This is a genomic window from Bacilliculturomica massiliensis (assembly GCF_900605495.1).
GTDB classification, from domain to species: Bacteria; Bacillota; Clostridia; order Peptostreptococcales; family Anaerovoracaceae; genus Bacilliculturomica; species Bacilliculturomica massiliensis.
Genome location: NZ_LR027602.1, coordinates 837,216 through 862,596 on the forward strand (window position 1 = coordinate 837,216; position 25,381 = coordinate 862,596).

Below are 25,381 nucleotides of genomic sequence, written 5' to 3' on the forward strand. Positions count from 1 at the left end.
TCTCAAACCATAGGATGAAATATGCGGACAAATCGGGAGATCCGACGCCGCAGATTCAGGGATGGGATTGGGGGAAAGGATTTGGATCAGATCATACAATGGGCTCACGGGGTCAACGACGCGGTCAACGGGTTTGTGTGGGGACCGTTCATGATATGCCTGCTGACGGGAGTCGGCATATATTTAACGGTAAGGCTGGGATTTCTGCAGGTTTTTCGCTTTCGGTATATTTTTAAGAACACCATCGGCAAGTCATTTGCCAAATCCGCCGGGGCGGGAAATATCACGTCCTCACAGGCGGGAATGGCTTCGATCTGCGCGGTGCTGGGAAATGGAAATATCGCGGGTGTGGCGACGGCCATCGCTATCGGCGGCCCGGGGGCCATGTTCTGGATGTGGGTGGCCGCATTTTTCGGCATGGCCACGAAGTTCGCGGAGATCACCCTGGGCGTGTATTTCAGAGAAAAGCGCCCTGACGGGACCTATGCAGGGGGCGCCATGTATTACATCGAAAAGGGGCTCCATCAGAAATGGCTGGCGGTACTGTTCAGCATCATGGTCATCGCCGCGTATTTTATCATGGGAGCGGTGGTAAACACGAACACCATCTGTCTGGCGGTGGAGACCAACCTGGGCGTTCGGCCGGTGGTCACAGGAGCGCTCATGGCCGTGCTGACGGGGATCGTGATCCTTGGCGGCCTGAAGCGGATCGGAGAAGTGTGCGAATATTTGACGCCGATCATGGCAGACATCTACATTGCGGCCGGCATCGCCATCGTATTGTTCAATGTAAAAGAGGTGCCTGGAGCCTTTGCGGAGATGGTACGCTGCGCCTTCACGCCTGTCAGCGCTGCCGGAGGTTTTGCGGGAGCAGGCGTCATGAAGATCGTATCTATCGGTATGTCGCGGGGCCTTTTTACCAATGAAGCGGGCATGGGAAGCTCGCCTATGATCCACAGCAGCGCGCAGGTGACACATCCGGTGCAGCAGGGCATGTGGGGAGCGGTGGAAGTGTTTCTCGATACCATTGTGGTGGCCACGATCACGGGGCTGGCTATCGTCATCTCCGGGCTGTGGACCAGCGGTATTACCGGAGCGGAGCTGACCATGCGCGCTTTTGACTTGACGCTTCCGGGAAATATCGGCAGTACCATCGTCATGTTTTCGGCCTTCCTGTTCGGGTATTCCTGCCTGGTGACCTCCCACTGCTACTGTGAGCGCGCGGCGGATTATCTGTTCGGGGCGAAGTCTGTGATCCCGGTAAGGATTCTCTGGCTGCTGTTCATCGTGGCCGGCGCGGGCAGCGGGCTGGACTTCATCTGGTCCCTGGCCGACACAGCCAACGGCGTCATGGCGGTGCCCAACCTGATCGCGCTGATCTTACTGTCGCCTGTCGTCATAAGGCTGACGCGGGAATATTTTGGCGGGGTAGATAAGAACAGGCGGGCGGAGAAGGGCGGAAGACGGAAACGGAAATGATGGCAGGACTTATTTAAACGGACGAGGGCGGGCGAATGCACAGCCCTCCGGATCTACTCTCTGGGAAGACGTCTGCGCAGGCAGTGCTGAGCGGCCAGCTCCACGCCGGCTATGACAGATGCGGCGGGCAGGAACGGGGCGTTAGTTAAAAAGAAATACTGAAATCCCACGGGGCGGCGCCGCTGCAGCCAGTAGAGGATATCCATGCCGATCTCACTGAATCCGAAAGACAGACTGAACAGGACCAAAAGGCTGGGGATCAGGATCAGCGCGCCCTGAAGCACCGCTTCCTTTCTGGTCTCGCAGGACAGGAGCAAACGCAGGCGGAATACCAGCATGACGCCGACAAAGAGATAAAACAATATCCCCACGCTCAAATAGAGTCCGTACGAGATCTCCAAGGTGCGCCGCATGGTCTCCTGCATATGTTCCTGAACGCTGCTGGTGAGAAGAATGCCCCCCAGAATCAATAAGTCCCACAGCAGCAGCAGGGGCAGCTGTTTCTTTTGCAGAGAAACTGCGTTGAGCCGGCGGCCTATGGCTGCAGGGTCGCCCATGGCCTCCGCTGTCTGGCGCAGAAGGTCTTCGTCCGGTTCGGCGTTGGGAATGGCGGCGCCGGGTCCGTCCTGTGCGCCTGAGGTATCGGGCTCATCGCATGCACTGGCTTTGCCTTGTACGTTCTGTGCACCGGCGGCGCCGGACAAGTTATCGTCCCGCTGTTCCAACAGATCCAGATAGTGATCCTCCAGATGCTGCCGCAGCTCCGCGGCGGCTTTTTTTCGATACCAGGGCAGCAGCACAGGATCGCAGGCGGCCTTGATAAACGCGTCCCAATGAGGGGAATTGATCTGTCTCATAGCAGCCTCCATTCTGTCACGGGAAAAACTACCTGATTTACCTTCTCTGAAAAGAAACGCCATTCCGCTTTTTTCTCGGTCAGACTCTCCCGGCCCGCCTCTGTGAGCCGATAATACTTACGTGTTCGCCCGCCGGGGGCTTCTTTTACGGAGGACGCCAGAAGACGGCGGCGCTCCAGATCGTGAAGGATGGGATAAAGCGTGCCTTCCTTCAGAACAAAGGTGTCGTCGGAACGTCCAGCCAATTCCTTTATCATTTGATAACCGTACATCTCGCCTTCGCTTAAAAGATTCATGACCAGCATGGCGGTGCTCCCCGCCATCAGACTTTTGTCGACTTTCATAGGGGCCTCCTTTCACCCAGAATACCTATGTGATCTAGGTATTCGTTTGCCTACAGTATATATGTGCGGGGGCCCCGTGTCAATATTGAAACTGCACTGCGTCCGCCTGACGCAGGACGGCGCGTGACAGCGGATGGGCAGAACCGATCCTGTGAAATGCAGACCGTGACTTCGGGGAGAGGCGCCGCCCTTCCTGAAGTGAATGGCATGTGTCTTGCAATATAATCTAAGAAACGGCTGAGAATCGAGAAATTGCGCTGTGAGATCGTGAGAGAACGAAATGAATATTAATTCTGATAGAAGTATAGATATGCGAAATGGCGCCGTGCTTCCTGCTGTCATCCGGTTTTCGCTGCCGATCATGGCCGGGAATGTGCTGCAGCTGATGTTTGGGGCTGCGGATATGATCGTGGCGGGACGCTTTGCCGGGAGCGGAGCGCTGGCCGCCGTTGGCGCCAACACGTCGCTGATCAATCTGATCGTCAATTTGTTTATCGGGCTGTCCCTGGGAACCAATATCGTGACCGCCAGATTTTACGGGGCGGAAAGCGTCCGGGACGTGCGGGAGACAGTCCGCACGGCGGTAGCCATGAGTCTGATCTGCGGCGGGGGACTGGGCGTATTTGGCGCGGCCGCCGCCCCTGTCCTGCTTCGCGGGCTGGGAACGCCGGGGGACATACTGGGATCTGCGGTGTGTTATCTTCGCATCTATTCCGTCGGGATGCCGCTGGTCATGCTCTACAATTTCGGAAGCGCCGCGGTGACGGCGGCAGGGGATACGAAGCGGCCCCTTTACTGTCTGATGACGGCCGGGGCGGCCAATGTGGCGCTGAATGTGTTCTTTGTGGCAGGGATGGGCTGGGGCGTAGCCGGTGTGGCCGCGGCTACGGTGCTTTCAAACGGCATATCTGCAGGAATGATACTGCGCTGTCTCTGTACGGGCGGCGAGGCTGTGGGCCTAAAACTGCGGGAACTCCGCCTGTATGGCGACAAGGTGGGAGAGATCCTGAGAGTGGGCGTGCCTGCAGGTCTTCAGGGCGTGGGATTTTCCATTTCCAGCGTCATCATACAGGCGGCGGTCAACTCCTTTGGCGCGGCCGCCGTGGCGGGGAATACAGCGACGATCAGCATCGAAGGATTTCTTTACACGGCCATGTACGGGTTTTACCAGAGCTGCAGTACTTTTACCGCTCAGAACGCAGGGGCCGGCCGTTTCGACAGGGTGGACCGGGTGCTTTATGTCTGCCTGGGCTGCGCCTTCGCCGCGGGAACATTGGCGGCGATACTGTGCCTGGGTTTCGATGAGCTGCTGGCAGGGATGTACTGTTCCGATCCATCGGCGACCGCCGTGGCAGTGACGCGGATGTGGATCGTATTTCCCCTCTACGCACTCTGCGGAATGAACGACGTCATGGCGGGCAGCATGAGGGGCATGGGGCATTCCGCCGCGCCGCTGGTGGTGTCCACTCTGGGCGCCTGTGTCTTCCGTATTCTGTGGATCGCCACAGTGTTCCGCTGGCTGGGTTCGCTGGAAAGTCTCTATGTTTCCTACCCTGTCTCGTGGGTGATGACGTTTGCGGCGCACTTCCTGTGCTTTCAGGCGATCCGCCGAAGAACGGGGAACGTTGAACGGCGGTTTTGCCTGCCTGTGAAAGAGCGGGGCGATTGAGAGGGTTCCAACGCGGCAGCCCGAAGTGGGACGCCGCCGGAGATAAATAAAATAGATAGATAACAAGAGAAAGGAAGGACAGAGTATGAGCAGAAAAATTTTGGTTATGACGGGCAGCGCCCGCAGAGGAGGAAACAGCGACCTGATGGCGGACGCCTTTATCCGGGGAGCGGAGGAAGCGGGACATGAAGTGATCAAATATGAGGCGGCAGCCCACCCCATAAAGGGATGTCTTTACTGCGATACCTGCTACAGCCTGGGCGGCGACAGGGCGTGTACGCACGACCAGGAGTTCAACGAGCTGGCTCCTCTGTATGAGTCCTGCGACACCATCGTATACGTCACCTCTGTGTTCTGGTTCACGTTCCCTGCGCAGCTCAAAGCGGCCATGGACAAGATGTACGCGCTGATGGTAGGGAAACGGCCGTTTGGGATCAAGGAGAGCATGCTCATCGCCGTGGGCGCAGGCAAGGAAGATTTTAAGTACGAGGGCCTGATCAAATCCTACGAGCTGACAGCCCGCGATAGAAAATGGAAAGACCTGGGTCACTATATTGTGAAGGGAGTCAACGACTACGCGGCGGTAAAAGAGACAGAACATCTGGAAAAAATAGAGGAGCTTGGAAGAAGGATATGAAGCGGCTGAGTCAGGTATCACTGCGGTGGTGCTGATCGATGCGGATGTGAGATCCGCAGACAGCTTTTGTTGTAGGAGCTTCCCCGGGTCGGTACGGCAGCTGCCGGCGGCAGAGTTCGGCCAATGGTTCGATACGCATCGCCGGCGGCGGGCCGCTGATGATCCTTCCACGCCGGCGCCGGCTGATCGCCCGTTGGGGGATACAGCTGCAGGTGCGGGGGCGCGATTGTTTTGTGCAGCTACCGGCGGCAGAGTTCAGCCAATGGTTCGATACGCATCGCCGGCGGCGGGCCGCTGATGATCCTTCCACGCCGGCGCCGGCTGATCGCCCGTTGGATGATACGGCTGCAGGTGCGGGAGCGCGATTGTTTTGTGCAGCTGCCGGCGCCGTCTCATAGGTGAAAACAAGAAAAAAATCTGTCTTTCGCCTATATTTGCCTTGAAATCTGCTGATATCCCGTTGGTTTCGCTGTAAAATAGGTGCTAAATCATTTTTTAATGGTTTTTCACCTATTTTTTTGCGTCATTTAAGCGAACGATCGAAAAAAATCAAGATTTCGCCTGCGGGCGAGAGAACGGCAGGGAGGATAAAGGACTAGTATGCCCTTTTTATTAAAACTGGGGGCGCAGCTGAATATCGCCTGCCCTTCTCGTGAGCTTCCGCCGCTGTCCGGTTCTATTTTTCCTCCCGCTGAAGCAGCAGTGTCCGGGCGCCCAGGGGCGTCAGGGAGACTCCCTGCTTGGTGGAACCGGTGACGATACAGCCTAAGTGATCCAGTTTTTTCAGCCGGGTCTTGATTTTTGTCTCCGTCATGCCGACGGCCTGCAGCTCAGGCAGGCGAGAGAGAGAACCGCGGCCGGCAATGACAGATTGCTTCTGAAGCTTGTCCACCGCGCGGAGAATGCACAGCAGGTCGGCAGGGAGCCAGAGTTCCTGTGGGGCCATACCGTTGGCTATACCGCTTGCCATACCGCCGGCCATAGCCGCTGCGCCGAAGAAGTTTGAGCCGCCGAACACAGCCGCTTTGCTGAAGTCAGCACCGCTGTGCACAGCCGCTGCGCCTGAGTTTGCATGGCTGAATGCAGAGGGCCCGCCGAAGTGTATGTCACTCGGTACGCCAGGATCAGTCAGCGGGGCCGGTCCGGCTGCGCCGGCTGATGTATCTCCCTGGCCGAAGGTGCCGTCGAATGCGGAGGGGCCTTCGCAGGACGTCCGGCCGCCGTCCGCAGACCGGCCGGCAGTTCCGCCGTCCACAGACCGGCCGGCAGTTCCGTAGGCGACCGGTCCGCCGTCGGCAGGTCTGGCAAAATCCGCGTCCCCGGCAGTTCCGCCGGGCAGGGAGGGGGCGGCGACCAGATTGTTTTCCAGAAAGTACTGCAGCATACTGCGGATCTCCGACTCGTCGTGCTCGTCCATCTCGCTCATATCAGCAAGCATATTGATGTACTCAGCGATGGTCCGCAGCTCGCGGATATTTCCAGGCCAATCGTACGCCATAAGATAGCGCCGCACCTGATCGTTCATGATCCGTCTGACGGCGTTTTCCTTCAGCATGCCGGTCAATATGCTGAGGACGTCGCATCTGCGCTCGCGCAGGGGGGCCAGATGCAGGCTCAGGACTTTGATCCTGTAATAGAGATCGGCGCGGAAGGTGCCCTCCCGCATCATCTGGGGCAGATCGCGGTTGGTGGCGCAGATAATGCGCACGTCGATGGGGATCACGCGGGTGCCGCCCACCCGCACGATCTCTTTTTCTTCCAGGACCCGCAGAAGCTTGGCCTGTACGGCCAGAGAAGCGTCCCCGATCTCGTCCAGAAAGATCGTGCCGTTGTGGGCGATCTCAAAAAGCCCTTCTTTTCCGCCCTTCATGGCGCCGGTAAAAGATCCCTCTGCATAACCGAACAGCTCGCTCTCCGCCAGAGTCTCCGGGAGCGCCGCAAAGTTGATGCCCACAAAGGGGTACTGGGATCGGGCGGAGGCGTTGTGGATGGCCTGGGCGAAAACTTCCTTTCCCGTACCGCTCTCGCCGGTTATCAGGATCGTAGTATTGGTGTTTGCATAAATGCGGGCGGTGCGTTTGCACCGCTCCACGCTGTCGCTGCTCCCCAGAATGTCCGCGAAAGTGTGCCGGGCAAGAAAACCTGTCTCGTGCAGCTTCATTCTGGCTTTTGATTCAGACTGCTGCAGAGCGGCAAATGGAACGATGCTGATGAGCCGGTTGTCGTAGTTGTCGATGTAATAGTTTTCCGCGGTGACCAGCAGCTTCTGCCCTTTGGCGGTGATCAGCGTCTCGTTCAGCTCCCTGTTGGCGGAGATGGCCTCCGTCAGGGCCGGATAGTTTCGCAGAGCATCCCTGTAATCCCGACCCAGAGCCTGTCTGCGCCGCAGTCCGAAAAAGGAGACTGCGGCGTCGTTGAACACGACGATGCGTCCGGCGCTGTCGATGGCGAAAATGATGGATTTATTGATATCGCAGATCTTCTCAAAACTTTCCTTGATCATCTTCGTCTGGTTCAAAGCCTCCGACAGCTTGTAGCAGGATTCGGTGATCCGCTGGATATTGTCGTTGTAATATTTGGTGGCGTCGCCGGAGGACAGCCCGAAGATCCGGATGATGTCGATGATGGTGGACAGGGCGATGCATCGATGGCCTATATTGATATACTGATAATTTTTCCCCTGGGGGCAATAGCTCATGATGCCGGCGTAGATCACCACATTATAGCCCTCGATATCAATGGGAGCCCCGGGCCAGTAGGCTCTGGTGTCGATATGGTCGATGCCGAGCTCTGTCAGGGCGTCCTTTGTCTCTATGGCCACCTGCCTGGGGGAATTGACCACCAGCGCTTTGGTGCCCCGGGGGAGCTGAACTACTTCCTCAAGGGCTTCTCCGGTAAGACCCCGTTTTGAAAGGACGATGCTGGCGTGAGGAAACTTCTTCCTGGCCAGTTCTGTGGTGAGATGGGTGGTGATGACCGCCCGGGGCGTCACATCCAGAGTGTCCAGTTCATCGGGGGACACGGGACGGATATCCAGGGAATTGCCGAAATAGAGACGGAAGGAATTTTCCATAAAACGCAGATCAAAAGGATTAAGCACGCAGATCGCCAGAATATTGTTGTGGTTTTCGGTCTGGCTGCCGGACCGGCTCGGAGAAGCGGCAGGCGATTTGACCGGTTGGATCGTTGAACGCATATGTGACCTCATTCTTTCACAGAGAGTCTCCCGCCGGCCGCGGCCCGGGAGAGGCTGGAATCATTGCATCTGGACGGACCGCGGCCGGGCAATCCATCTCCCGGCGGACCGCCGCCGGTTGGACCGTTCTCGGCCGGAGGACCTCCGGTCAGACTGCGCCCGGACGGCGGCCGTCTCCCGACCGACCGTCATCTCCGGTCGATTCATCTTTCGACAAAACGTCATCTTCGGCCGTTCATTTCCCAGCAGACCGTCGCCAGCCGCCCTGTCTCCAGTCCATCCGACCCTGACCCACCCGCTTTCGGTTCCGTTCCCGGGCGGCCTGTCGTCAGTCAGCCCGCCCCCGGCCCGGCGCCCTTATACACCTCTCGCTGTGTACCGCCGCCGGTGGGACCGTCCTCGGCCGGAGGAACAGGGGCGACGGGGCGGAAGGGAAAACAGATACGGGGAGCGAATGCGGGGCGGCGAATAAAAAATGCATAAAAACGTGGTACTCTATTTTTAGTATAGATGGGTCTATCTGATTGTCAAGTAGATTTGGACAAATTGAACGCACTAAAATAGCCTAAAACACCCCGATAAAGACTTGGTGAGAAAGCGGCGGAGCGGAAAAAAGAGAAAAACGGGAAGAGATACGGAGACTGCAAAAATATTTTTGGAGGGAACAGAACGGGAAACATTCATTGAGATCACCGGAAAACCGGGGCGCCGCAGCGCCGGGGATCTCTGAAAAGATAAAAAAACAGGAAAGGAATATATGGATGGCACGGTCCTTGCTCTTAATACGGTCAGGAATGTGGTTCCTCGTTACTTTAAAAAAGATAGGAGTGAGTACGATGAGTAGTAAGAAATTGACCAATGCAGAGAAGTTCGCTCTGGCGCTGAAGCGCAACGGCGTGGAGTATATCTTCGGACAGAGCAATCCGACTAAAATAATGCTGGCCTCCATGGAGCTTGGGATCCGCCAGATCGCTTTCCGCCAGGAAAATTCGGGGACCTATATGGCGCAGGCTTACGCCATGGCGTCCGGGAAGATCCCTGTGGTAGCGGCGCAGAACGGACCGGCGGCCACCCTTCTGGTACCGGGGCTGGCAGAAGATCTGAAGGCCGGCCATCCCGTGGTGGCGGTGGTTCAGGAGGTGGCGCTGAATCAGGCGGAGAAAAACGCCTTTCAGGAGATCGACCACGAAAAGCTGTTTCTGGGCTGTTCTAAGTGGGTGAAGAAAATCTATTCCGCGGAGCGCATCGAGGATTATGTGGACATGGCGTTCACGGTGGCGGCCTCCGGAAAGCCGGGACCGGCGGTGCTTTTGTGCCCCCAGGATATTTTCAACGATAAATCTGTCAGCGAAGTGACGTCGGCAAGAAAGATGTCTCTGGGGCATTATCCCCTTGACCGCCAGCTTCCGGACCCGTCAGTGGTCAAGCAGGCGGCGGAACTGCTGCTGAAGGCGGAGAATCCGCTGGTGTACGCGGGGGGCGGCGTGTTCTCTTCCCAGGCCACGGAAGAACTGAGACAGCTGCAGAAACAATTCTTCCTTCCGGTAGCCACCACGACCATGGGGAAGGGAAGCGTGGACGAAACGGATCCTCTGACTGTGGGCGTTATCGGCTACTATATGGGACACAGAAGTTCCACCAGGTATCTAAAGCCGCTGGTGCAGCGGTCCGACGTCATACTGCTCATCGGAAACCGCACGAATCAGAACGGAACGGACAGCTGGACTCTGCTGCCGGAAGATGCGACCTATATTCACATAGACATCGATCCGCTGGAGATCGGCAGAAATTATGAGGCGCTCCGCCTTCCGGGAGACGCGAAGCTGACCATCGCCGCGCTGATCGAGGCCATGGCGGAGGGAGACCTTTCCAGGAGAAGCGCCGGAAAGGACGCGGTGATCGCGGAGATCAGGGAGGCCAGGAAAAAGCATCAGGAAGAGATCCAGGACGTGATCAGTTCCGAGCTGGCTCCTATCCGCATCGAACGTTTCATGGCCGCGGTGGAGAAACAGCTGGGAGACGACGATATGGTAGTGTCCGACGCCAGCTTCGCCTCCATCTGGAACGCCAATTACATAACGGCGAAAGGGGAACGCGAGTTTTACTTCCCCAGAGGACTGGCGGGACTGGGCTGGGGACTGCCCATGGCTATGGGCTGCAAATTGGCGAAACCGGGGAAAAAGGTTTTCTGTCTGACCGGAGACGGCGGCTTCGCTCACGTGTGGAGCGAGCTGGAGACCTGTAAGCGCGAAGGGATCGACGTGGTGTGCGCCGTCATCAACAACACGCGGCTGGGTTATCAGTATTACGCCGAGCTCTCCAAATTTGGAGCTTACACAAACGCCTGCGATATCGAGGATGTGGATTACGCCAAAGTGGCGCAGGCCTGCGATCTGGTGGGACTGACCATCGAAAGACCGGAGGATATCGAGCCGGTACTGGCTCAGGCGCTGGCCGCAAAAGGAACGGTGATCATCGATGTGAAGACGGAACGGTGCTGCACGCCGCCGCTGCCCTTCATCGACGCCCTCAAACTGGCGGAGATGATATAAAAAGTCAAAGCCTTCATCTTCGGATGAAGACAGAATACCTTCCGCGTCAGCTGAAGGTACATAACTTGAAAAAATGGAGAGAAACAGGAGGAACAAACATGAAAAAAATGTTAGACGTGAAAAATCCGGCTACCGGAGAAGTGATCGAGTCCATCGCCCTGGATACGGCAGAGGAACTGGAGCAGAAGGTGGAGACTGCCTGGGCTGCGCAGCCTGAGTGGGAAAAGAAGCATATCAACGAGAGAGCAGGTATCCTGTTTGATTTCCTCAACAATATCGAGGCACATAAACACGAGATCGGCGAGCTGCTGGCGAAGGAGATGGCGAAGCCCGTCAATTCCGGGACGGGCGAGTGCGTGGATGCACCGGAGATCGGAAGAGGTTACGTGGAGAGGGCCAAACACCTTTACGGGGAAGTGCTGACGGGAACCACGGCGGACAGAGAGCTGGATCTGGTATTCACAAGAAGAGAAGCCCTGGGCGTAGTGGTGGGGATCATTCCCTTTAACTATCCCGTGGAGATGACCATTCAGAAGTCGATCCCGGCCATGATCATGGGCAATACCATCATTGTAAAGGCGCCCTCCTCAAACCCGCTGACCGTGAGAAGGCTGGTAGAACTGGCTCACGAATCAGGCGTGCCGGAAGGGGTAATGCAGTTCACCGCCTGCGAGCGGACCCTGTGCACTGAACATCTGCTGAAGAATCCCAAGGTGGCGGCCATCGGTCTCACCGGCAGCACGGAGGCGGGGATCGACATGATAAAGAACGGAGCGGACACCGTAAAGCGCGTATTTCTGGAGCTGGGCGGAAACGATCCTTTCATTATCTGCGAAGATGCGGATATCGAGACCGCCGTACAGAGCGCGCTGGAAGGCAGACTTTACAACAACGGACAGGTCTGCTGCGCCACCAAGCGTTTCCTGGTCCACAAGAACATTAAGGACGCGGTAGTGGACGGGCTGAAGAAAAAGCTGGCGGCGCTGCGTCACGGCAGCGCGCTGGATCCTCAGTCGCAGATCACCTGTCTGGTGACGGAGGAAGCGGCCGTCAAGGTGGAAGCGCAGATCAAAAAGACCGTGGAGCAGGGCGGAAAGATCGTCTACGGCGGAACGAGAGAGGGAGCGTATATCTGCCCCACCATCATCGACGATGTGCCGGCGGATGCGGACGTGGCGAAGGACATGGAGATATTCGGACCGGTCTATCCTATCATTCCCTTTGAGACGGAAGAGGAAGCCATCGCCATTGCCAACCAGACCAAGTATGGGCTGAGCTCCGGCGTATTGTCCTCCGATACCATCAAAGCCTTCAATATCGCTGATCAGCTGCAGGCTTCCGCGGTGGTGGTGAACGGACAGAGCACCTACCGCTCCAACGAGCAGCCCTTCGGCGGCTGCAAGGCCAGCGGCATCGGCTATGAGGGAGTGGCGTCCTCTCTGGAGGAATACAGCAGGATCAAGACCTATATCCTGAAGGGCGCGTTTGTAAAATAGAACGGAGACGGCGTGCCTGCCATCATCGTGAGAACGGAAAGCGAGGCAGGATATGGATATCAAACTGGGGATCGACACCGGAGGATCCTACACAGACGCTGTGATGATCTCCTGCGATACGCAGAAGATCATCAGGGAGGCCAAGACGCCCACCACCAGACAGAATCTGGCCGTGGGCGTCGAAAAGGCCATCGACGCGCTGCACATCAGCGGGACGGAGCACGTGACGCTGGTCTGTCTCTCCACGACGCTGGCCACCAACGCCGTGGTGGAGGGAAAGAGCTCCGCGGTGGGGCTGATCACCATTGGAGCGCCGGCGGGGCGCCGGGACTATCCGGCGGTATGCTGCGCCGGGATCAGAGGGAAAATCAGCGTGGCGGGCTGCGAGGTGGAACTGCTGGACAGGGCCGCTGCGGAAACAGCTTTGAGACAGATGCGGGGCAGGGTGGAAGCGCTGGCTGTGTCCGGTTACGCCAGCGTGAGAAATCCTATCCACGAGCTTGAGGTAAAGGCGCTGGCGGAGAACCTCCTGGGCGTGCCCGTAGTGTGCGGCCACGAGCTGACCAGCACGCTGGGATACTATGAACGGACGGTCACGGCGGTGCTGAACGCCAGGCTGATCCCGGTGATCCGTGAGCTGCTGACCGCCACGAGAACGGCGCTGGCCGGAAGGGGGATCGACGCGCGGCTTCTGGTGGTCAAGGGAAACGGTCACGTGATGGTAGACTCCTTCGCGGAAAGCAGGCCGGTGGAGACGATCCTCTCCGGACCGGCGGCCAGCATGGTAGGAGGACGGTTTTTGTCGGGCTGCACCGACGCTTTGATCGCCGATATGGGAGGTACTACCACGGACGTGGTGGCGGTGGCCGGCGGAAAAGCGGCGCTGGAGAAGGAAGGCGCCGTCGTGGGCGGCTGGCTGACCAGAGTCAGCGCTGTCCAGGTAAACACGTTCGGACTGGGAGGCGACAGCTATATCAGAATCAGTCCGTTCGGTACGCTGTCCTTTGGACCGGACCGGGTGGAACCGCTGTGCGCGGCCGCCGCGGAAAATCCCAGGCTCTGCGATGAGATCGCAGAATGCAGAAACGACGGGCCGTACCGGGTGGTCAAACGGCAGGAAACGGATTGTTTTCGCCTTCTTAAGACTGAAAATTTAGATAAATTTGAACTGTCCGACCTGGATCGGCGGATCATCGATCTGCTCGACGGGGGTCCCCGCTCGCTGCTGTGGATGAGCAGAGAACTGGGGCGGGATCTGGATTCGATGGGAATGCAGAGACTTATGGATCTGGAGATCGTCTCCTGCATTTCCATGACGCCCACCGATCTGCTTCATGCGAAGGGAGAGTATGACCGCTGGAACGCGGAGGCGTCGCGTCTGGGCGCGCGGCTGCTGTCAGGCAGGCTGAACATGAGCGTGGAAGCGTTTCTCGCCGCGGCCACAGAACAGTTTGTGTATAAGCTCTGCACGGCGCTGATCCAGAGCGTGTGCAGGGCGGACGGCGTCAAAGCGGATCTGGAAAAGGATCCGGGAGCGATGGCTCTCATCGACAATGTTTTGGGCAGGTCGAAAAAAAGCCGTCTTGAGCTGGACCTGAAGCTTCGGATTCCCATCGTGGGCATCGGAGCGCCGGCTGCGGCCTGGTTTTCCAAAGCGGCCAGGCTGCTGGGAGCCCAGCTCATTATTCCGGAGCACAACGCCGTGGGAGGCGCTGCGGGAGCGGCGATGGGTCAGGTGCGGGAGGTATTTACGGCTCTGATCCGCTTCGACCCGCAGAGCGACCGGTTCGCCGCGCACACCCCCAGGAGCCGGATGCTTTTCAAAACGCTGGAAGAAGCAAAAGGCTACTGCCGGAAAGAGATGACCGTCTGCGCCAGAACGCTGGCGCGTGAACTGGAGATCGAGGACGAAAGAATTTCTATTACAGAAAACGACTGCCATTCCAGAAACAAAGAGAACAGGACCGGCGGTTTTGTGGAATCGCGTCTGACGGCGGTATTGACAGGAGCGCCCCGGAGAGCGGTTCGGTAAGATCCGGCGAAGGGGCGGAGCCCCGGCCGGACAATGAAGGAGGAAAAAGGATCATGGCTTATTCAACGGAGAAATCGAAGGCGCTGTTTGAACGGGCGCAGCGCGGCCTGGTGGGCGGTCTGTCCAGTTCGTTTCACAAGGCTCCCTGGATGGATTATCCGATCTATATGGCATATGGAAAGGGATCGAAGCTGTACGACGTGGACGGCAATTCTTATATTGATTATCTCGGCGCTTTCGGTCCAAACATACTGGGATTTGCTCACGAAGGTCTGACAAAGGCCGTACAGGAGCAGCTCTGGAAAGGAACTCTGCTGGCGGCGCCGTCGGAGGATCTGGTAAAGCTGTGCGATAAGCTCATCGACATCGTACCCTGCGCGGAAAAGGTCAGCGCCTTCCTGTGCTCCGGTTCCGAGGCCAATATGCACGCCATCCGGGTATCGAGAGCTTACACGGGCAAGGTGAAGGTAGTAAAGATAGAGGGATGTTATCACGGGCAGCTGGACGAAGAAAAGGTCAGCGTAGAAGGCCCCAGCGTTCAGGCCCTGGGCCCCTGGGACAATCCCAATAAGATCAAGCACATCAAGGGACAGAAAGATCCCACGGATCTGATCATCGCGCACTTCAACGATCTGGATGGGATCGAACGGATCCTCAGGGAGAAGGGAAATGAGATCGCCTGTATTATGCTGGAGACGATCATGGCCAACGCTGAACCGGTGTACCCCAAGCCGGGATTCCTGGAGGGGCTGCGTGAGCTGGCCACAAAATATCACGTGGTCCTCATTTTCGACGAAGTCATCACAGGATTCCGTCTGAGGCTGGGAGGCGCGCAGGAGTACTTCGGCGTAAAGCCGGATCTGGCCGTATTCGGAAAGGCCATCGGCGGCGGTTATCCCATTTCCTGCGTGGTGGGAAAAGAGGAGATCGTATCCGCGGCGACCACGGCCTCCGGCACCTTCGCGGCCAACGCTCTGTGCGTTGCGGCTGCGCTGGGAACGATCGCCGAGCTGGAAAAGCCGGGATTTTACGAGAATCTGGAGAGCATGTCGAAGCAGCTCACCACCGGCGTGGAGGGGATCTGTCAAAAATATGGGATCAAGGTCCTGACAGGAGCTGTTGGCGGTCTTTGGACCGTGATCTTCGGCACCGACCAGCCCCTTGAAGAGTACCGGGATCACTTCGACAAGGTGGATAAAGTCATGTACCGCAAGCTGGTACAGGGCTGCATGGAAAACGGCATCCGCCTGAATCCATGGAGAGGGAGAAATTACGTCTGCGCTCAGACCACTCAGGAGGACATCAAATATACACTGGATCTGTTCGATCGGCTGTTGGGAGAGATCACCGCGGGAGATCTGTAGGCCGCTGCGGAAAGGATCCGTCAGCGGAGACGCAAAGAGGAGAGAATTATGGCAGGAGCAAGCAAAGAGTACATCAGAAGCCTGATTCCCGATGATCTGCCCGACGGCAGGAAAATACTGGAGGAAGGAAAAAAGGCAGGCCCGTCCATCAAGGGAGGGCGCAGCCGGCTGGTGAGGGAAAGCCCCTTCGACAATTACGTGGAACTGTGGAAGGACTGCATTGAAAAGGGAGAGCTTTACTGGGCCACCAACGTAGGCCTGGCCACTGTGGAGGAGGAGGCCTGCGGCATCGCGGAGATCTGGAGATGGGCGCAGAAGCTGGGCATCAAATACCATTCCACTCTGGCCATCCCCAGCACCCTGACCGCTATTCCGAAGGAACTGAGAAATTACGATTCCAAGAATACCAGCTATGTGCCGGAAACGGTGGAGGACTATATCGCGCTGGAAGATATCGAGGGGATGGAGGTCATGCAGAACGACCAGGCTCTGGGCGTCCCCAACGCGTGGTTTACCGGGATCAGCGACATCGTCGCCGGGTCCTTTCAGGCCGGCTGCATTTCCCAGCTCATGTGGAATCAGCCGGGCTGCGACGATCACGTCTCCTATGTGACAGACATGCTGAAAGTCATGGGAGTCATCGCAAGCAAGTGGGACGAGGGGTTTGGCGTCAGCGGGTATTCCGACGACACCTATCCCAGCTACTGCGCGGATGCCATCGCTTACGTGGGATACGCGCTGTTTGAACACTATGTCACCACTACGCTGTGCGGCGCCCGCTACACCATCGCATACGGCGGGCTGGTCAGCGACGTGCGCATTCGTTCGGCTCTGCTGAAAGCCTTCCACGATCTTCTGTGGACGGAGGAACAGCCGCCTGTGCTCTTTGTGCAGGCGTCTACCACGCGCTACTGGGATCACGATCTGGAAGCCAATTACGGCATGGCGGCCCAGGAAATGCTCATGGCGGTACTGGCGGAGCGCAGGTATAAAACAGGCGCGGTCATTCTGCCGGTGCCCATCACGGAGAAGGTACACGTACCCACCATCGAGGCCATCAAGGGCATGCTGGGCGCCTGTGCCAGACTGGAGGAAAACATTGAGCAGTGGGAGGATGTGATCGATTTCTCGAAGATCGACGAGATGGCCGAGGTCATGAAGCGGGAGGGCGCCAAGTTTTTCAATAATATGCTTGAGGTGCTTTCCGCAGCGGGGCTGGACATCGAAGATCCCATGCAGATGCTGATGTTTATCAAGAATTTCAATCCGGGCCTCTTTGAGGAGACCTTCCATCCCTCTGTCAGAGAGACGGGAAAACTGCACACTTATTTCCCCACGGATATGGGCAGTCTGACAAAAAATATGATCGACAAAGGCATGGACCGCGTTAGAAACGCAGGGCTGGAAGGCGTGCTGAAAGGCAAAAAAGTGCTTGTGGCATCAGCCGACGCTCACGTATACGGACTGCGGTACGTCAAGAACATGCTGCAGTGCGCAGGGGCGGAGGTGGTCGACGCCGGTGTTGACGCCTCGATCCCTTACATACTGGACATGGCGGACGAAGAGGGCGTCAGTCTCATCGGCGTCAGTACCCACAACGGCCAGGCGCTGGGCATCGCGGAGCAGCTGCTTGAGGAGATCGCCAGGCGGGACAGAAACTGCACCGTGTTCATGGGCGGCGTGCTCAATACCATCCTTCCGGGACATTCGGAACCATCCGATGTGAAAAATCTGATCAATGAAAGGGGATTGTTCGCGGAGAACGATCTTCTCAAGACCATCGCAATGCTGCGGGAACAGTGACAGACTGCCCCAGCCCCGGTCACCGGTCGCCGGGCGCCGGAAGCGGACGGCCCACGGGCTGGCGCTCTCCGGCGCCTGACTGATAAATCAAACAGCCGCGGCCGTCGCGGCGGAAAGGAGAACGGTATGGAATACTTTTTATCGGCGTTTCTAGGAGGATGGATGTTGATCTTCGGCGTTATTTTCATGTTTGCGATGAACAGAGAGTACTCGCATTATTTTGACGACAGAGAGGAGGGGAAGAAGTAAATGAATATCTATGCAACCTGTATTATCATCTCGTTGATCCTGTACTTCGTGATCGGAAATGTCGTGGGCCGGAAAGTCAAAGACGCCAACGATTACTATGTCGCCGGGCGGAACGCGCCCACGATCCTGATCACCGGCTCGCTGGTGGCGTCCTTTCTGGGAACGGGCATGTTCCTGGGAGACTGCGGCGAGTCCTACATGGGATTTGTGATCCCGCTGCTCACGGTGTCCATCATGGCCACGGCCGGGTATCCGCTGGGATCCGCGCTGTTTGGACGCTTCGTAAGAAGAAGCGAAGCCCTTACCATTCCGGAATATTTCAGTAAACGTTTCTGCGACAAAAAGATACAGAAGCTGGCCGGCGTCATCGTGGTGGTCATCTGCTTTATCTATATGCTGTCCGTCATGGACGGTCTGTCCACGCTGATGGCGCAGATCATTCCCTTTGACAGAAAGGTCTGTCTGGTCATCGCCTGGGCGTCCTTCACATTCTTTACTGTACTGGCAGGCTCCGGCGGCGTACTGCTCACCGACACCATCATGTTTGGAGTATTCACCGCGGCTATCATCGTCTGCGTGCCATGCATCTCCCAGGCTGCGGGCGGCTGGTTCAACGGGATCAACGCGCTGGCGGTGGGCGACGTGGGCGTATCGAATATGCTGACCTTCGGCGGAAATCTGGATTGGATGTACGACACTCCCATGAAGAATTTTGCCTGGTCCGTCACCTACGGCATCGTGTGGATGCTGGTGGTATCCATCAGTCCCTGGCAGTCCAGCCGCTACCTGATGGCGAAAAACGAGCACGTGGTCATTCGTTCCGGCATGTTCGCCTGCGTGGGCGTGCTGGTGGTCAACACGCTGGTGCTGTTCGCTGCGGCCATGGTCCGCGTTGCCAACCCCGGCGTGGAGCCCTACTCCGCTGTCATGGTGTGGGCTGCTATGAATCTGATGCCCATCGCCGCGGGAATTCTGCTTCTGACCGGCATTGTGGCGGCGGGTATTTCCTCCGCATCCACCTTCCTGTCTCTGGTAGGTTTCTCTGTGGTCAACGACATTATGGAAGTAAAGGACGCGAAGCGGTCCCTGAAGATCTCCAGGATCGCCATGCTGACTGTCAGTTTTCTGATCCTGCTGGTATCGCTGGTGAAGCCGCCTATGGTGTGGTGGATGACGCAGATCAGCTCCTCCATCGTGGCTGCATCCTGGGGCGCCGTGGCCTTCGGAAGCGTGTGGTGGAAGCGCATTACAAAGCAGGGAGCGTTCTGGGGAATGCTGCTGGGATTTCTCGGCGCGTTCTGTGTGCGCACCTACACGTTGTCCACTGGGACCACGCTGCCCGTAGCCCTGGATCCTTTCTGGGTGGGGATCTATCTCTCTGTGATCGGCGTGGTGGTGGGTTCTCTCCGCTCTCAGGTAACGCCGGAAGAAAAGCTGCAGCGCGATAAGCTGTTTGTGGTTCCGGAAGAAGAAAAAGATCGGGTCGAAATGAAGAAGACAAGAAACACAGGTTATGCAATGGTTGCAACAGGTATCGGCCTGTTCCTGTTCATGGTTATCTTCTACGCTTACCCTTATACTCAGGCAGTACAGGGCTAGTACGGCATTCTGTCATTGATCTCAGGAACGCTGTACAGATGACCCGATCTGAAAACATTGTAAAACAAAACATATGAGAATGCAAAATATTTCTTAACAGCAGATGCCTCCGGAGTGAAGACGAAGGAGGCATTTGCCGTAAATAGGGGTGATCTGGTCGGGTCATATTCGATTTATTTCGTCCAAATAAAGACGATATGTGGGAAGCGAAGGGGAAATGGAGGGCTGCAGATCACCTGGCCCCGTGAAAAACCGGGAAAAATCAGGATATACGCGTGTAAAGAGGAGAAAAAGTGGATTTCCGCAGCTTGGCACGATGCTTGCTTTTATATAAGCGGAAGCGGAGAGCATGGGGCGGACAGGAACAAGGAGGACAGAAAATGGTCAAGGTACTTGTGGTGGGTTATGGAACGATCGGTCAGCGTTTAGCCGACGGAGTGGCGCTGCAGAAGGATATGGAACTGGTGGGCGTGGCGGACGCCGCCGTGAGTCTGGGACTTCGCGCGCTGCGTGAAAAGGGAATGCCGTACAGACTGTACGCGGCAAACGGGCAGGCGGCGGAGTCGCTTCGTGCGGGCGGTATGGAGGTCTCCGGCCTGCTGGAAGAGGTCCTGCCCACGGTGGATATCGTTCTGGACGCCACCTCGGCGGGAGTCGGCGCGCAGAATAAGAAATTGTATGAGAAGTACGGCGTCAAGGCGATCTTCCAGGGCGGCGAGAAGAACGACGTGGCGGATGTGTTTTTCCACGGTTACGCCAACTATGAAAAGGGCGTGGGGGCGGACTATCTCAAACTTACCTCCTGCAACACCACGGGACTGATCCGGGCCGTGGACTGTCTGGACAAAAAGGCAGGCGTGGAGAAGGTTGCGATCACCATCGTGAGACGGGTGGCCGACCCGGGGGATTACCACAGAGGTCTGGTCAACGCGCTGCAGGTCGATCAGGCGCCTACGCATCAGGCGGTGGATCTGATGACTATCATGCCCCATATCGACGCCACCGGCATACTGGTGCACACGCCGGTAACTCACGGACATTTTATCACCGTAGTGGCCACGCCGAAAACGGACATTTCTGCAGAAGACGTTATCGCGGCCTTCAAAGAGCATGACCGCATCCGTGTGGTACGGCTGGAGGACGGCTTCCTGGGCAACGCCTCGCTGTTCAAATACGCGCGGGATCTGGGCCGCCCCAGAGGCGATATGTATGAGATCGCTGTCTGGGAGAACACCGTGGTGAAGTCGGGAAAGGATATCATGTTCGGAATTCATATACCACAGGAATCCGTCACCATCCCTGAGACCATCGACGGCATCCGCGCAGCGCTTTCCATGGATACAGACGGCGGAGAGGCAGTGAAAAAGACCAATGAATATCTGGGACTGGGAACCTGGAAGTAACGGCGGGAATAAACGCCTTCACAGTGAAAGCGCGGGATAGAAAACGAAAAGGAATTGCAGAGAAAGGAACAGACAGAGATGGAAATACAGAAAGAGGCGCTTGCCCTTCATGAAAAGTGGCGGGGCAAGCTGGATGTCGTCAGCAAGGTCCCGGTGAAGACCGCCTACGATCTCTCCACGGCCTACACACCGGGAGTGGCGGAACCCTGCAGGGAGATCGCCAAAAACAGAGACGACGTCTACCGGTATACAGGGAAGGGCAATATGGTGGCCATCGTCACAGACGGCAGCGCCGTGCTTGGCCTGGGGGATATCGGACCGGAAGCCGGACTTCCCGTTATGGAGGGAAAAGCAGTTCTTTTTAAAGAATTTGCCGGAGTGAACGCCGTTCCCATCTGCGTGAGCAGCAAAGAAGCAGACGAGATCGTTCAGGCGGTGCGTCTCATCGAGCCGGTCTTCGGCGGGATCAACCTGGAGGATATCTCGTCTCCCCGCTGTGCGGAGATCGAACGGAAACTGAAGGCGTGTCTGGACATTCCGGTGTTTCACGATGATCAGCACGGAACGGCGGTGGTAGTCGTGGCGGCGCTCATGAACGCGCTGAAGGTGGCGCAGAAAAAGTGGGAGGACATCACAGTGGCGATCTCCGGAGCGGGGGCTGCCGGTTCGGCTATCGCCAGAATGCTGCTCTCAGCGGGAGCGGGGGATGTGATCGTGTGCGGAAGCAGGGGGATCCTCAGCAGAGAGGAGACCTATGATAACTGGGTGCATCAGGAGATCGCCGAGATGACCAACAAAGAGCGCAGAAAGGGAACGCTGGCTGACGCCATGAAGGGCGCAGACGTTTTCATCGGCGTGTCGGTCAAGAACATCGTGTCGGAGGATATGGTGCGGTCCATGGCGGAGGACGCCATCGTGCTGCCTATGGCCAACCCGGATCCGGAGATCCTGCCGGAGCTGGCGAAAAAGGCCGGGGCCAGGATCGTGGGGACGGGACGCTCCGATTTCCCCAATCAGATCAACAATGTGCTGGCTTTTCCGGGGATATTCCGCGGAGCGCTGGACGCCCGGGCGTCGGATATCAATGAAGAAATGAAGATGGCGGCCGCGGCGGCCATCGCCGGACTGGTCTCCGATGAAGAGCGCTGTGAGGATTACATCATCGTTCCGGCCTTCGATCCCAGAGTGGGGAAGGCGGTAGCGGAGGCGGTGTTCGCCGCGGCGAAGGCTTCAGGGGTTGCCAGAGTATAGGGACGAAACAACAGGGCGGAAGAGGACGAAATATGGATTTTGAATTGAAATACGGCCGCGGCGGCATACAGAGACTGTCTTTGCCGGAAAAAAACTACGGCGGGACCGTGCTGCCCAATAACATAGAGACGGAGCTGGTAAATGAGGCGGAAGTCGTGCGGGCTCTGGAGAATCCGATCGGCAGCCCGCGGCTGCGGGAGCTGGTGAAAAAGGGCGAGACCGTTGCCATCATTACCAGCGATATTTCCCGGCCCATGCCCAGTTTCCGCGTGCTGCCCGCCGTGATCCGCGAACTGGCCGCCGGCGGCGTGCGGCAGGAGGATATCACGGTAGTTCTGGCTCTTGGGAGCCATCGGGGCCATACGGAGGAAGAAAAGAGAAAGATCGTGGGCGGGGAGGTCTACGATTCTCCGGTCCAGGTGATCGACAGCGATGCGGACCGCTGTCTCCGCCTGGGCGTCTGCAGAAACGGAACGCCGGCGGATATTTTCGAACCGGTAGTCAGGGCGGACCGGCGGGTGGCTCTGGGCAATATTGAGTTTCATTATTTTGCAGGCTATTCCGGGGGGAACAAAGCGCTGATGCCCGGAGTGTCCAGCAGAGAGGCGATCCAGGCCAATCATTCCAACATGGTGAAAGACGGAGCCTGCGCCGGTAATCTGGAAAGCAATCCCGTCAGGCAGGATATCGAACAGATCACAGAATTTCTGCCCCTTGATTTCATCGTAAACGTGGTGCTTTCCAGCGATAAGACCATTGTGCGTGCGGTGGCCGGCCATCATGTACAGGCGCACCGGGAAGGCTGCCGCGCGCTGGACGCCATGTATAAGATCCCCATCGGCGGACCCGCGGATATCGTTGTGGTCAGTCCGGGAGGTTTTCCCAAGGACCTGAACCTTTATCAGTCGCAGAAAGGACTGGACAATGCGAAACATGCGGTAAAGGACGGCGGCATCATCGTCTGGTGCGCGTCCGCTTCCGAAGGCTTCGGTGAGGATCGTTTTCAGGAATGGATGACGACCATGGAGCCTCAGGAAATGATCAGGCAGATTCAAAGAGATTTTCGGCTGGGAGGCCACAAGGCCGCCGCCATCGCCATGGTGCTGACGCGGGTCCGGATCTATATGGTGACGGACCTTCCGGACGAAGTGGTGGAGAGCATCCACATGAGACCTTTCGGCAGTCTGCAGGAAGCGGTGGACGCGGCCCTGGCGGAAAAAGGGCCGGAGGCCAGGGTGCTTCTGATGCCCGCAGCCGGGTCTACCCTGCCGGTGCCTGAATGCGGCCGCGGCGACGGGAGGGAATAAGCCGCCGGCGGTGAGCCGAAAGGGCGGAAAGGAGCAAAGAGTTGAATTTTAAAGGGATCGACGATTTTGACTATGCAGGGAAGACCGTACTGCTGCGGGTAGACATCAATTCTCCCATAGACAGGCAGACGAAAAAGATCGTGAATGAAAACCGTATCAGAAAAAGCATTCCTACAATACGAAAAATTTTGGAGAAAAAGGCGAAGCTGGTCATCATCGCCCATCAGGGCGATACGCTTGACTATGAAAATCTGATCCCTCTGGCGGAGCACGCGGAAAAGCTTTCCAACCTCCTGGGAGATCCGGTGACGTACGTGGACGATCCCTGCGGCCCTGCGGCCCGTGAAGCCGTGCGCAGGCTGGGGGAGGGCGAAGCTGTGCTGCTGGGGAATCTGCGGTATCTGTCAGAGGAAGTCTCTACATTTGAAAATGCGGTGAAGCTGGAACCGGAGGAAATGGGATCCACCTATCTGGTCCGGTCTTTAGCGCCCCTCTGCGATTATTATGTGAACGACGCGTTTGCCGCGGCACACAGAAACGCGCCCTCCATGGTGGCTTTTCAGCAGCTGCTGCCCACGGCGGCCGGAGATCTGATGAAGGCTGAACTGGAAGCGCTGGACCGGGTCATGGAGCATCCGGAGCCGCCGTGCGTCTTTGTGTTAGGTGGTGCGAAGATCTCCGACGCCTTCGGTATGATGGAACAGGTGCTGGATTCCGGCCGGGCAGACCGTATCCTGACCGGGGGCATCACCGGAGAGATCATGCTGCTTGCCCGGGGACTCCGTTTGGGAGACAAAACGGAGCGCTTTATCTCCGATCGCGGGCTGAACGTTTTCATCGGAGAGGCACAACGGTATCTGAAAAAATGGCCGGAAAAGATCCTGTGTCCGCTTGATCTGGCTTTTGAATCTGGAGGCAGACGCTGTGAGATGGACGTGGCGGATCTTCCTGCCGAAGAGATGTTTATGGATATCGGGGAGCGGACCATCGGATATTACACCAAAGAGTTGAGCAGAGCAAAGACCATTTTCGTAAACGGACCAATGGGGGTATATGAGAACGATCTTTTTGAGAACGGCACAAAGCAGATCTGGGAAGCCATCGCCTCTTCCTCCGCCTATTCACTGGTAGGAGGGGGAGACACGGTAAGCGCGGCTCAGCGCTTTATCGATACTGCAGATATCAGCTATGTGTGTACCGCAGGGGGCGCCATGGTGCGCTATCTGTCGGGAAAAGAACTGCCGCTGATAAAGGCCATGAAAACGGCGATGAAATGAGAAACACGGGAGGTATGAAAAAATGACATTGATGACAGGCGCAGAGTACATCGAAAGTTTGAGAAAGCTGAATACGAGAGTGTACATGTTCGGTGAGAAGGTGGACGACTGGGTGGATCATCCCATGATCCGTCCTTCCATCAACTGTATTGCCATGACCTACGAGCTGGCTCACGATCCCCGCTACGAGGACCTGATGACCGTCACCTCCAACCTGACGGGAAAGAAGATCAACCGCTTCGGCCATCTCCATCAGAGCACCGAAGACCTGAAGAATAAAGTCAAGATGCAGAGACTGCTGGGACAGAAGACCGCTTCCTGCTTCCAGAGATGCGTGGGCATGGACGCCTTCAACGCCGTCTTCTCCACCACCTTTGAGACCGATGAGAAATGCGGCACTAACTACCATGAGAACTTCAAGAAATTCCTCACCATGGTCCAGGATGAGGATCTGACGGTAGACGGAGCCATGACCGACCCCAAGGGAGACCGGAGCAAGTCCCCCAGCCAGCAGGCGGACGCGGATCTGTTCGTGCACATCGTGGAGAGACGGGAGGACGGCATCGTGGTCAGCGGGGCCAAGTGCCATCAGACAGGCTCCATCAACTCCCACTGGCATCTGTTCATGCCCACCATCGCCATGGGAGAGGCGGACAAAGACTATGCGGTATCTTTCGCCTGTCCGTCGGATGCGGACGGGATCTACATGATCTACGGCCGTCAGTCCTGCGACACCAGAAAGCTGGAAGAGGGAGCGGACGTGGACCTGGGCAACAAACAGTTCGGAGGCCAGGAAGCGCTGGTGGTGCTGGACAACGTGTTCATCCCCAACGAGTACGTGTTCCTGGCGGGCGAGTATGAGTTTG

General features: G+C 57.3%; 19 protein-coding genes. 16 read left to right on the forward strand and 3 right to left on the reverse strand.

Features of this window, described 5'->3' with window-relative positions:
* Positions 1-81 precede the first annotated feature (81 nt).
* Positions 82-1,479, forward strand: coding sequence for an alanine/glycine:cation symporter family protein (locus tag E0E37_RS09685; RefSeq protein WP_130862825.1), 1,398 nt, complete (start codon positions 82-84; stop codon positions 1,477-1,479).
* Positions 1,480-1,532: 53 nt separating this feature from the next.
* Here E0E37_RS09685 and E0E37_RS09690 read toward each other — a convergent pair whose 3' ends face one another.
* Both E0E37_RS09690 and E0E37_RS09695 read right to left on the reverse strand, forming a co-directional pair.
* Positions 1,533-2,336 carry a hypothetical protein gene (locus tag E0E37_RS09690; RefSeq protein WP_130862826.1) on the reverse strand — a complete coding sequence of 268 codons (804 nt, stop codon included), beginning with the start codon at positions 2,334-2,336 and terminating at the stop codon, positions 1,533-1,535.
* On the reverse strand, positions 2,333-2,680 hold the full coding sequence (locus E0E37_RS09695) for a PadR family transcriptional regulator (RefSeq protein WP_130862827.1): 348 nt from the start codon (positions 2,678-2,680) through the stop codon (positions 2,333-2,335). The genes E0E37_RS09690 and E0E37_RS09695 overlap by 4 nt, the downstream gene beginning before the upstream one ends.
* Before the next feature lie 310 nt (positions 2,681-2,990).
* Between E0E37_RS09695 and E0E37_RS09700 the strand changes: the two genes are divergently transcribed.
* Positions 2,991-4,349 carry an MATE family efflux transporter gene (locus tag E0E37_RS09700; protein WP_246019679.1) on the forward strand — a complete coding sequence of 453 codons (1,359 nt, stop codon included), beginning with the start codon at positions 2,991-2,993 and terminating at the stop codon, positions 4,347-4,349.
* Positions 4,350-4,434: 85 nt separating this feature from the next.
* The gene (locus tag E0E37_RS09705; protein WP_130862829.1) at positions 4,435-4,986 is read left to right on the forward strand and encodes a flavodoxin family protein; all 552 of its coding nucleotides are present in this window, start codon (positions 4,435-4,437) and stop codon (positions 4,984-4,986) included.
* 676 nt (positions 4,987-5,662) lie between these two features.
* On the opposite strand, the gene E0E37_RS09710 is transcribed toward E0E37_RS09705, so the two are convergent.
* Positions 5,663-8,182: a sigma-54 interaction domain-containing protein gene (locus tag E0E37_RS09710; RefSeq protein WP_165445307.1), complete on the reverse strand. Its 2,520-nt coding sequence runs from the start codon at positions 8,180-8,182 to the stop codon at positions 5,663-5,665.
* 836 nt (positions 8,183-9,018) lie between these two features.
* On the opposite strand from E0E37_RS09710, the gene E0E37_RS09715 reads away from it, so the two are divergent.
* The 13 genes from E0E37_RS09715 to E0E37_RS09770 form a co-directional block, all read left to right on the forward strand.
* Complete coding sequence (locus E0E37_RS09715; RefSeq protein WP_207302940.1) at positions 9,019-10,734, forward strand: acetolactate synthase catalytic subunit; 1,716 nt, start codon at positions 9,019-9,021, stop codon at positions 10,732-10,734.
* 98 nt (positions 10,735-10,832) lie between these two features.
* The gene (locus E0E37_RS09720) at positions 10,833-12,230 is read left to right on the forward strand and encodes an aldehyde dehydrogenase family protein (RefSeq protein WP_154939889.1); all 1,398 of its coding nucleotides are present in this window, start codon (positions 10,833-10,835) and stop codon (positions 12,228-12,230) included.
* A 52-nt stretch (positions 12,231-12,282) separates the two neighbouring features.
* Positions 12,283-14,262 carry a hydantoinase/oxoprolinase family protein gene (locus E0E37_RS09725; RefSeq protein ID WP_130862833.1) on the forward strand — a complete coding sequence of 660 codons (1,980 nt, stop codon included), beginning with the start codon at positions 12,283-12,285 and terminating at the stop codon, positions 14,260-14,262.
* Between the two features lie 53 nt (positions 14,263-14,315).
* Positions 14,316-15,626, forward strand: a complete 1,311-nt coding sequence (locus E0E37_RS09730) for an aspartate aminotransferase family protein (RefSeq protein WP_130862834.1) — start codon at positions 14,316-14,318, stop codon at positions 15,624-15,626.
* Positions 15,627-15,674: 48 nt separating this feature from the next.
* Positions 15,675-17,429, forward strand: a complete 1,755-nt coding sequence (locus tag E0E37_RS09735) for a cobalamin B12-binding domain-containing protein (protein WP_130862835.1) — start codon at positions 15,675-15,677, stop codon at positions 17,427-17,429.
* A gap of 126 nt (positions 17,430-17,555) precedes the next feature.
* Entirely contained in the window at positions 17,556-17,678 is a 123-nt protein-coding gene (locus E0E37_RS19005; protein WP_281275522.1) for a hypothetical protein, read from the forward strand.
* Complete coding sequence (locus E0E37_RS09740) at positions 17,679-19,277, forward strand: sodium:solute symporter family protein (protein WP_130862836.1); 1,599 nt, start codon at positions 17,679-17,681, stop codon at positions 19,275-19,277.
* Positions 19,278-19,391: 114 nt separating this feature from the next.
* Entirely contained in the window at positions 19,392-19,706 is a 315-nt protein-coding gene (locus E0E37_RS09745; RefSeq protein WP_130862837.1) for a hypothetical protein, read from the forward strand.
* A complete protein-coding gene (locus E0E37_RS09750; RefSeq protein WP_130862838.1) occupies positions 19,658-20,680 on the forward strand; it encodes a type II glyceraldehyde-3-phosphate dehydrogenase in 1,023 nt (340 codons plus the stop codon). The genes E0E37_RS09745 and E0E37_RS09750 overlap by 49 nt, the downstream gene beginning before the upstream one ends.
* A 78-nt stretch (positions 20,681-20,758) precedes the next feature.
* Entirely contained in the window at positions 20,759-21,931 is a 1,173-nt protein-coding gene (locus tag E0E37_RS09755; RefSeq protein ID WP_130862839.1) for an NAD(P)-dependent malic enzyme, read from the forward strand.
* Between the two features lie 32 nt (positions 21,932-21,963).
* Positions 21,964-23,238 (forward strand): nickel-dependent lactate racemase family protein, encoded by a 1,275-nt coding sequence (locus tag E0E37_RS09760; protein ID WP_130862840.1) that lies wholly within the window; start codon positions 21,964-21,966, stop codon positions 23,236-23,238.
* 41 nt (positions 23,239-23,279) lie between these two features.
* A complete protein-coding gene (locus tag E0E37_RS09765; protein ID WP_130862841.1) occupies positions 23,280-24,515 on the forward strand; it encodes a phosphoglycerate kinase in 1,236 nt (411 codons plus the stop codon).
* Positions 24,516-24,537: 22 nt separating this feature from the next.
* Positions 24,538-25,381: 4-hydroxyphenylacetate 3-hydroxylase N-terminal domain-containing protein (locus E0E37_RS09770; RefSeq protein WP_281275523.1), on the forward strand; the 844-nt coding region annotated here is incomplete at its 3' end.

Excerpts from the sequence above, each read along its gene's own strand:
- E0E37_RS09690 (WP_130862826.1), bottom strand. The coding sequence starts at position 2,336 with ATGAGACAGATCAATTCCCCTCATTGGGACGCGTTTATCAAGGCCGCC.
- E0E37_RS09695 (WP_130862827.1), bottom strand. The coding sequence starts at position 2,680 with ATGAAAGTCGACAAAAGTCTGATGGCGGGGAGCACCGCCATGCTGGTC.
- E0E37_RS09700 (WP_246019679.1), top strand. The coding sequence starts at position 2,991 with ATGCGAAATGGCGCCGTGCTTCCTGCTGTCATCCGGTTTTCGCTGCCG.
- E0E37_RS09705 (WP_130862829.1), top strand. The coding sequence starts at position 4,435 with ATGAGCAGAAAAATTTTGGTTATGACGGGCAGCGCCCGCAGAGGAGGA.
- E0E37_RS09710 (WP_165445307.1), bottom strand. The coding sequence starts at position 8,182 with ATGCGTTCAACGATCCAACCGGTCAAATCGCCTGCCGCTTCTCCGAGC.
- E0E37_RS09715 (WP_207302940.1), top strand. The coding sequence starts at position 9,019 with ATGAGTAGTAAGAAATTGACCAATGCAGAGAAGTTCGCTCTGGCGCTG.
- E0E37_RS09720 (WP_154939889.1), top strand. The coding sequence starts at position 10,833 with ATGAAAAAAATGTTAGACGTGAAAAATCCGGCTACCGGAGAAGTGATC.
- E0E37_RS09725 (WP_130862833.1), top strand. The coding sequence starts at position 12,283 with ATGGATATCAAACTGGGGATCGACACCGGAGGATCCTACACAGACGCT.
- E0E37_RS09730 (WP_130862834.1), top strand. The coding sequence starts at position 14,316 with ATGGCTTATTCAACGGAGAAATCGAAGGCGCTGTTTGAACGGGCGCAG.
- E0E37_RS09735 (WP_130862835.1), top strand. The coding sequence starts at position 15,675 with ATGGCAGGAGCAAGCAAAGAGTACATCAGAAGCCTGATTCCCGATGAT.
- E0E37_RS19005 (WP_281275522.1), top strand. The coding sequence starts at position 17,556 with ATGGAATACTTTTTATCGGCGTTTCTAGGAGGATGGATGTTGATCTTC.
- E0E37_RS09740 (WP_130862836.1), top strand. The coding sequence starts at position 17,679 with ATGAATATCTATGCAACCTGTATTATCATCTCGTTGATCCTGTACTTC.
- E0E37_RS09750 (WP_130862838.1), top strand. The coding sequence starts at position 19,658 with ATGGTCAAGGTACTTGTGGTGGGTTATGGAACGATCGGTCAGCGTTTA.
- E0E37_RS09755 (WP_130862839.1), top strand. The coding sequence starts at position 20,759 with ATGGAAATACAGAAAGAGGCGCTTGCCCTTCATGAAAAGTGGCGGGGC.
- E0E37_RS09760 (WP_130862840.1), top strand. The coding sequence starts at position 21,964 with ATGGATTTTGAATTGAAATACGGCCGCGGCGGCATACAGAGACTGTCT.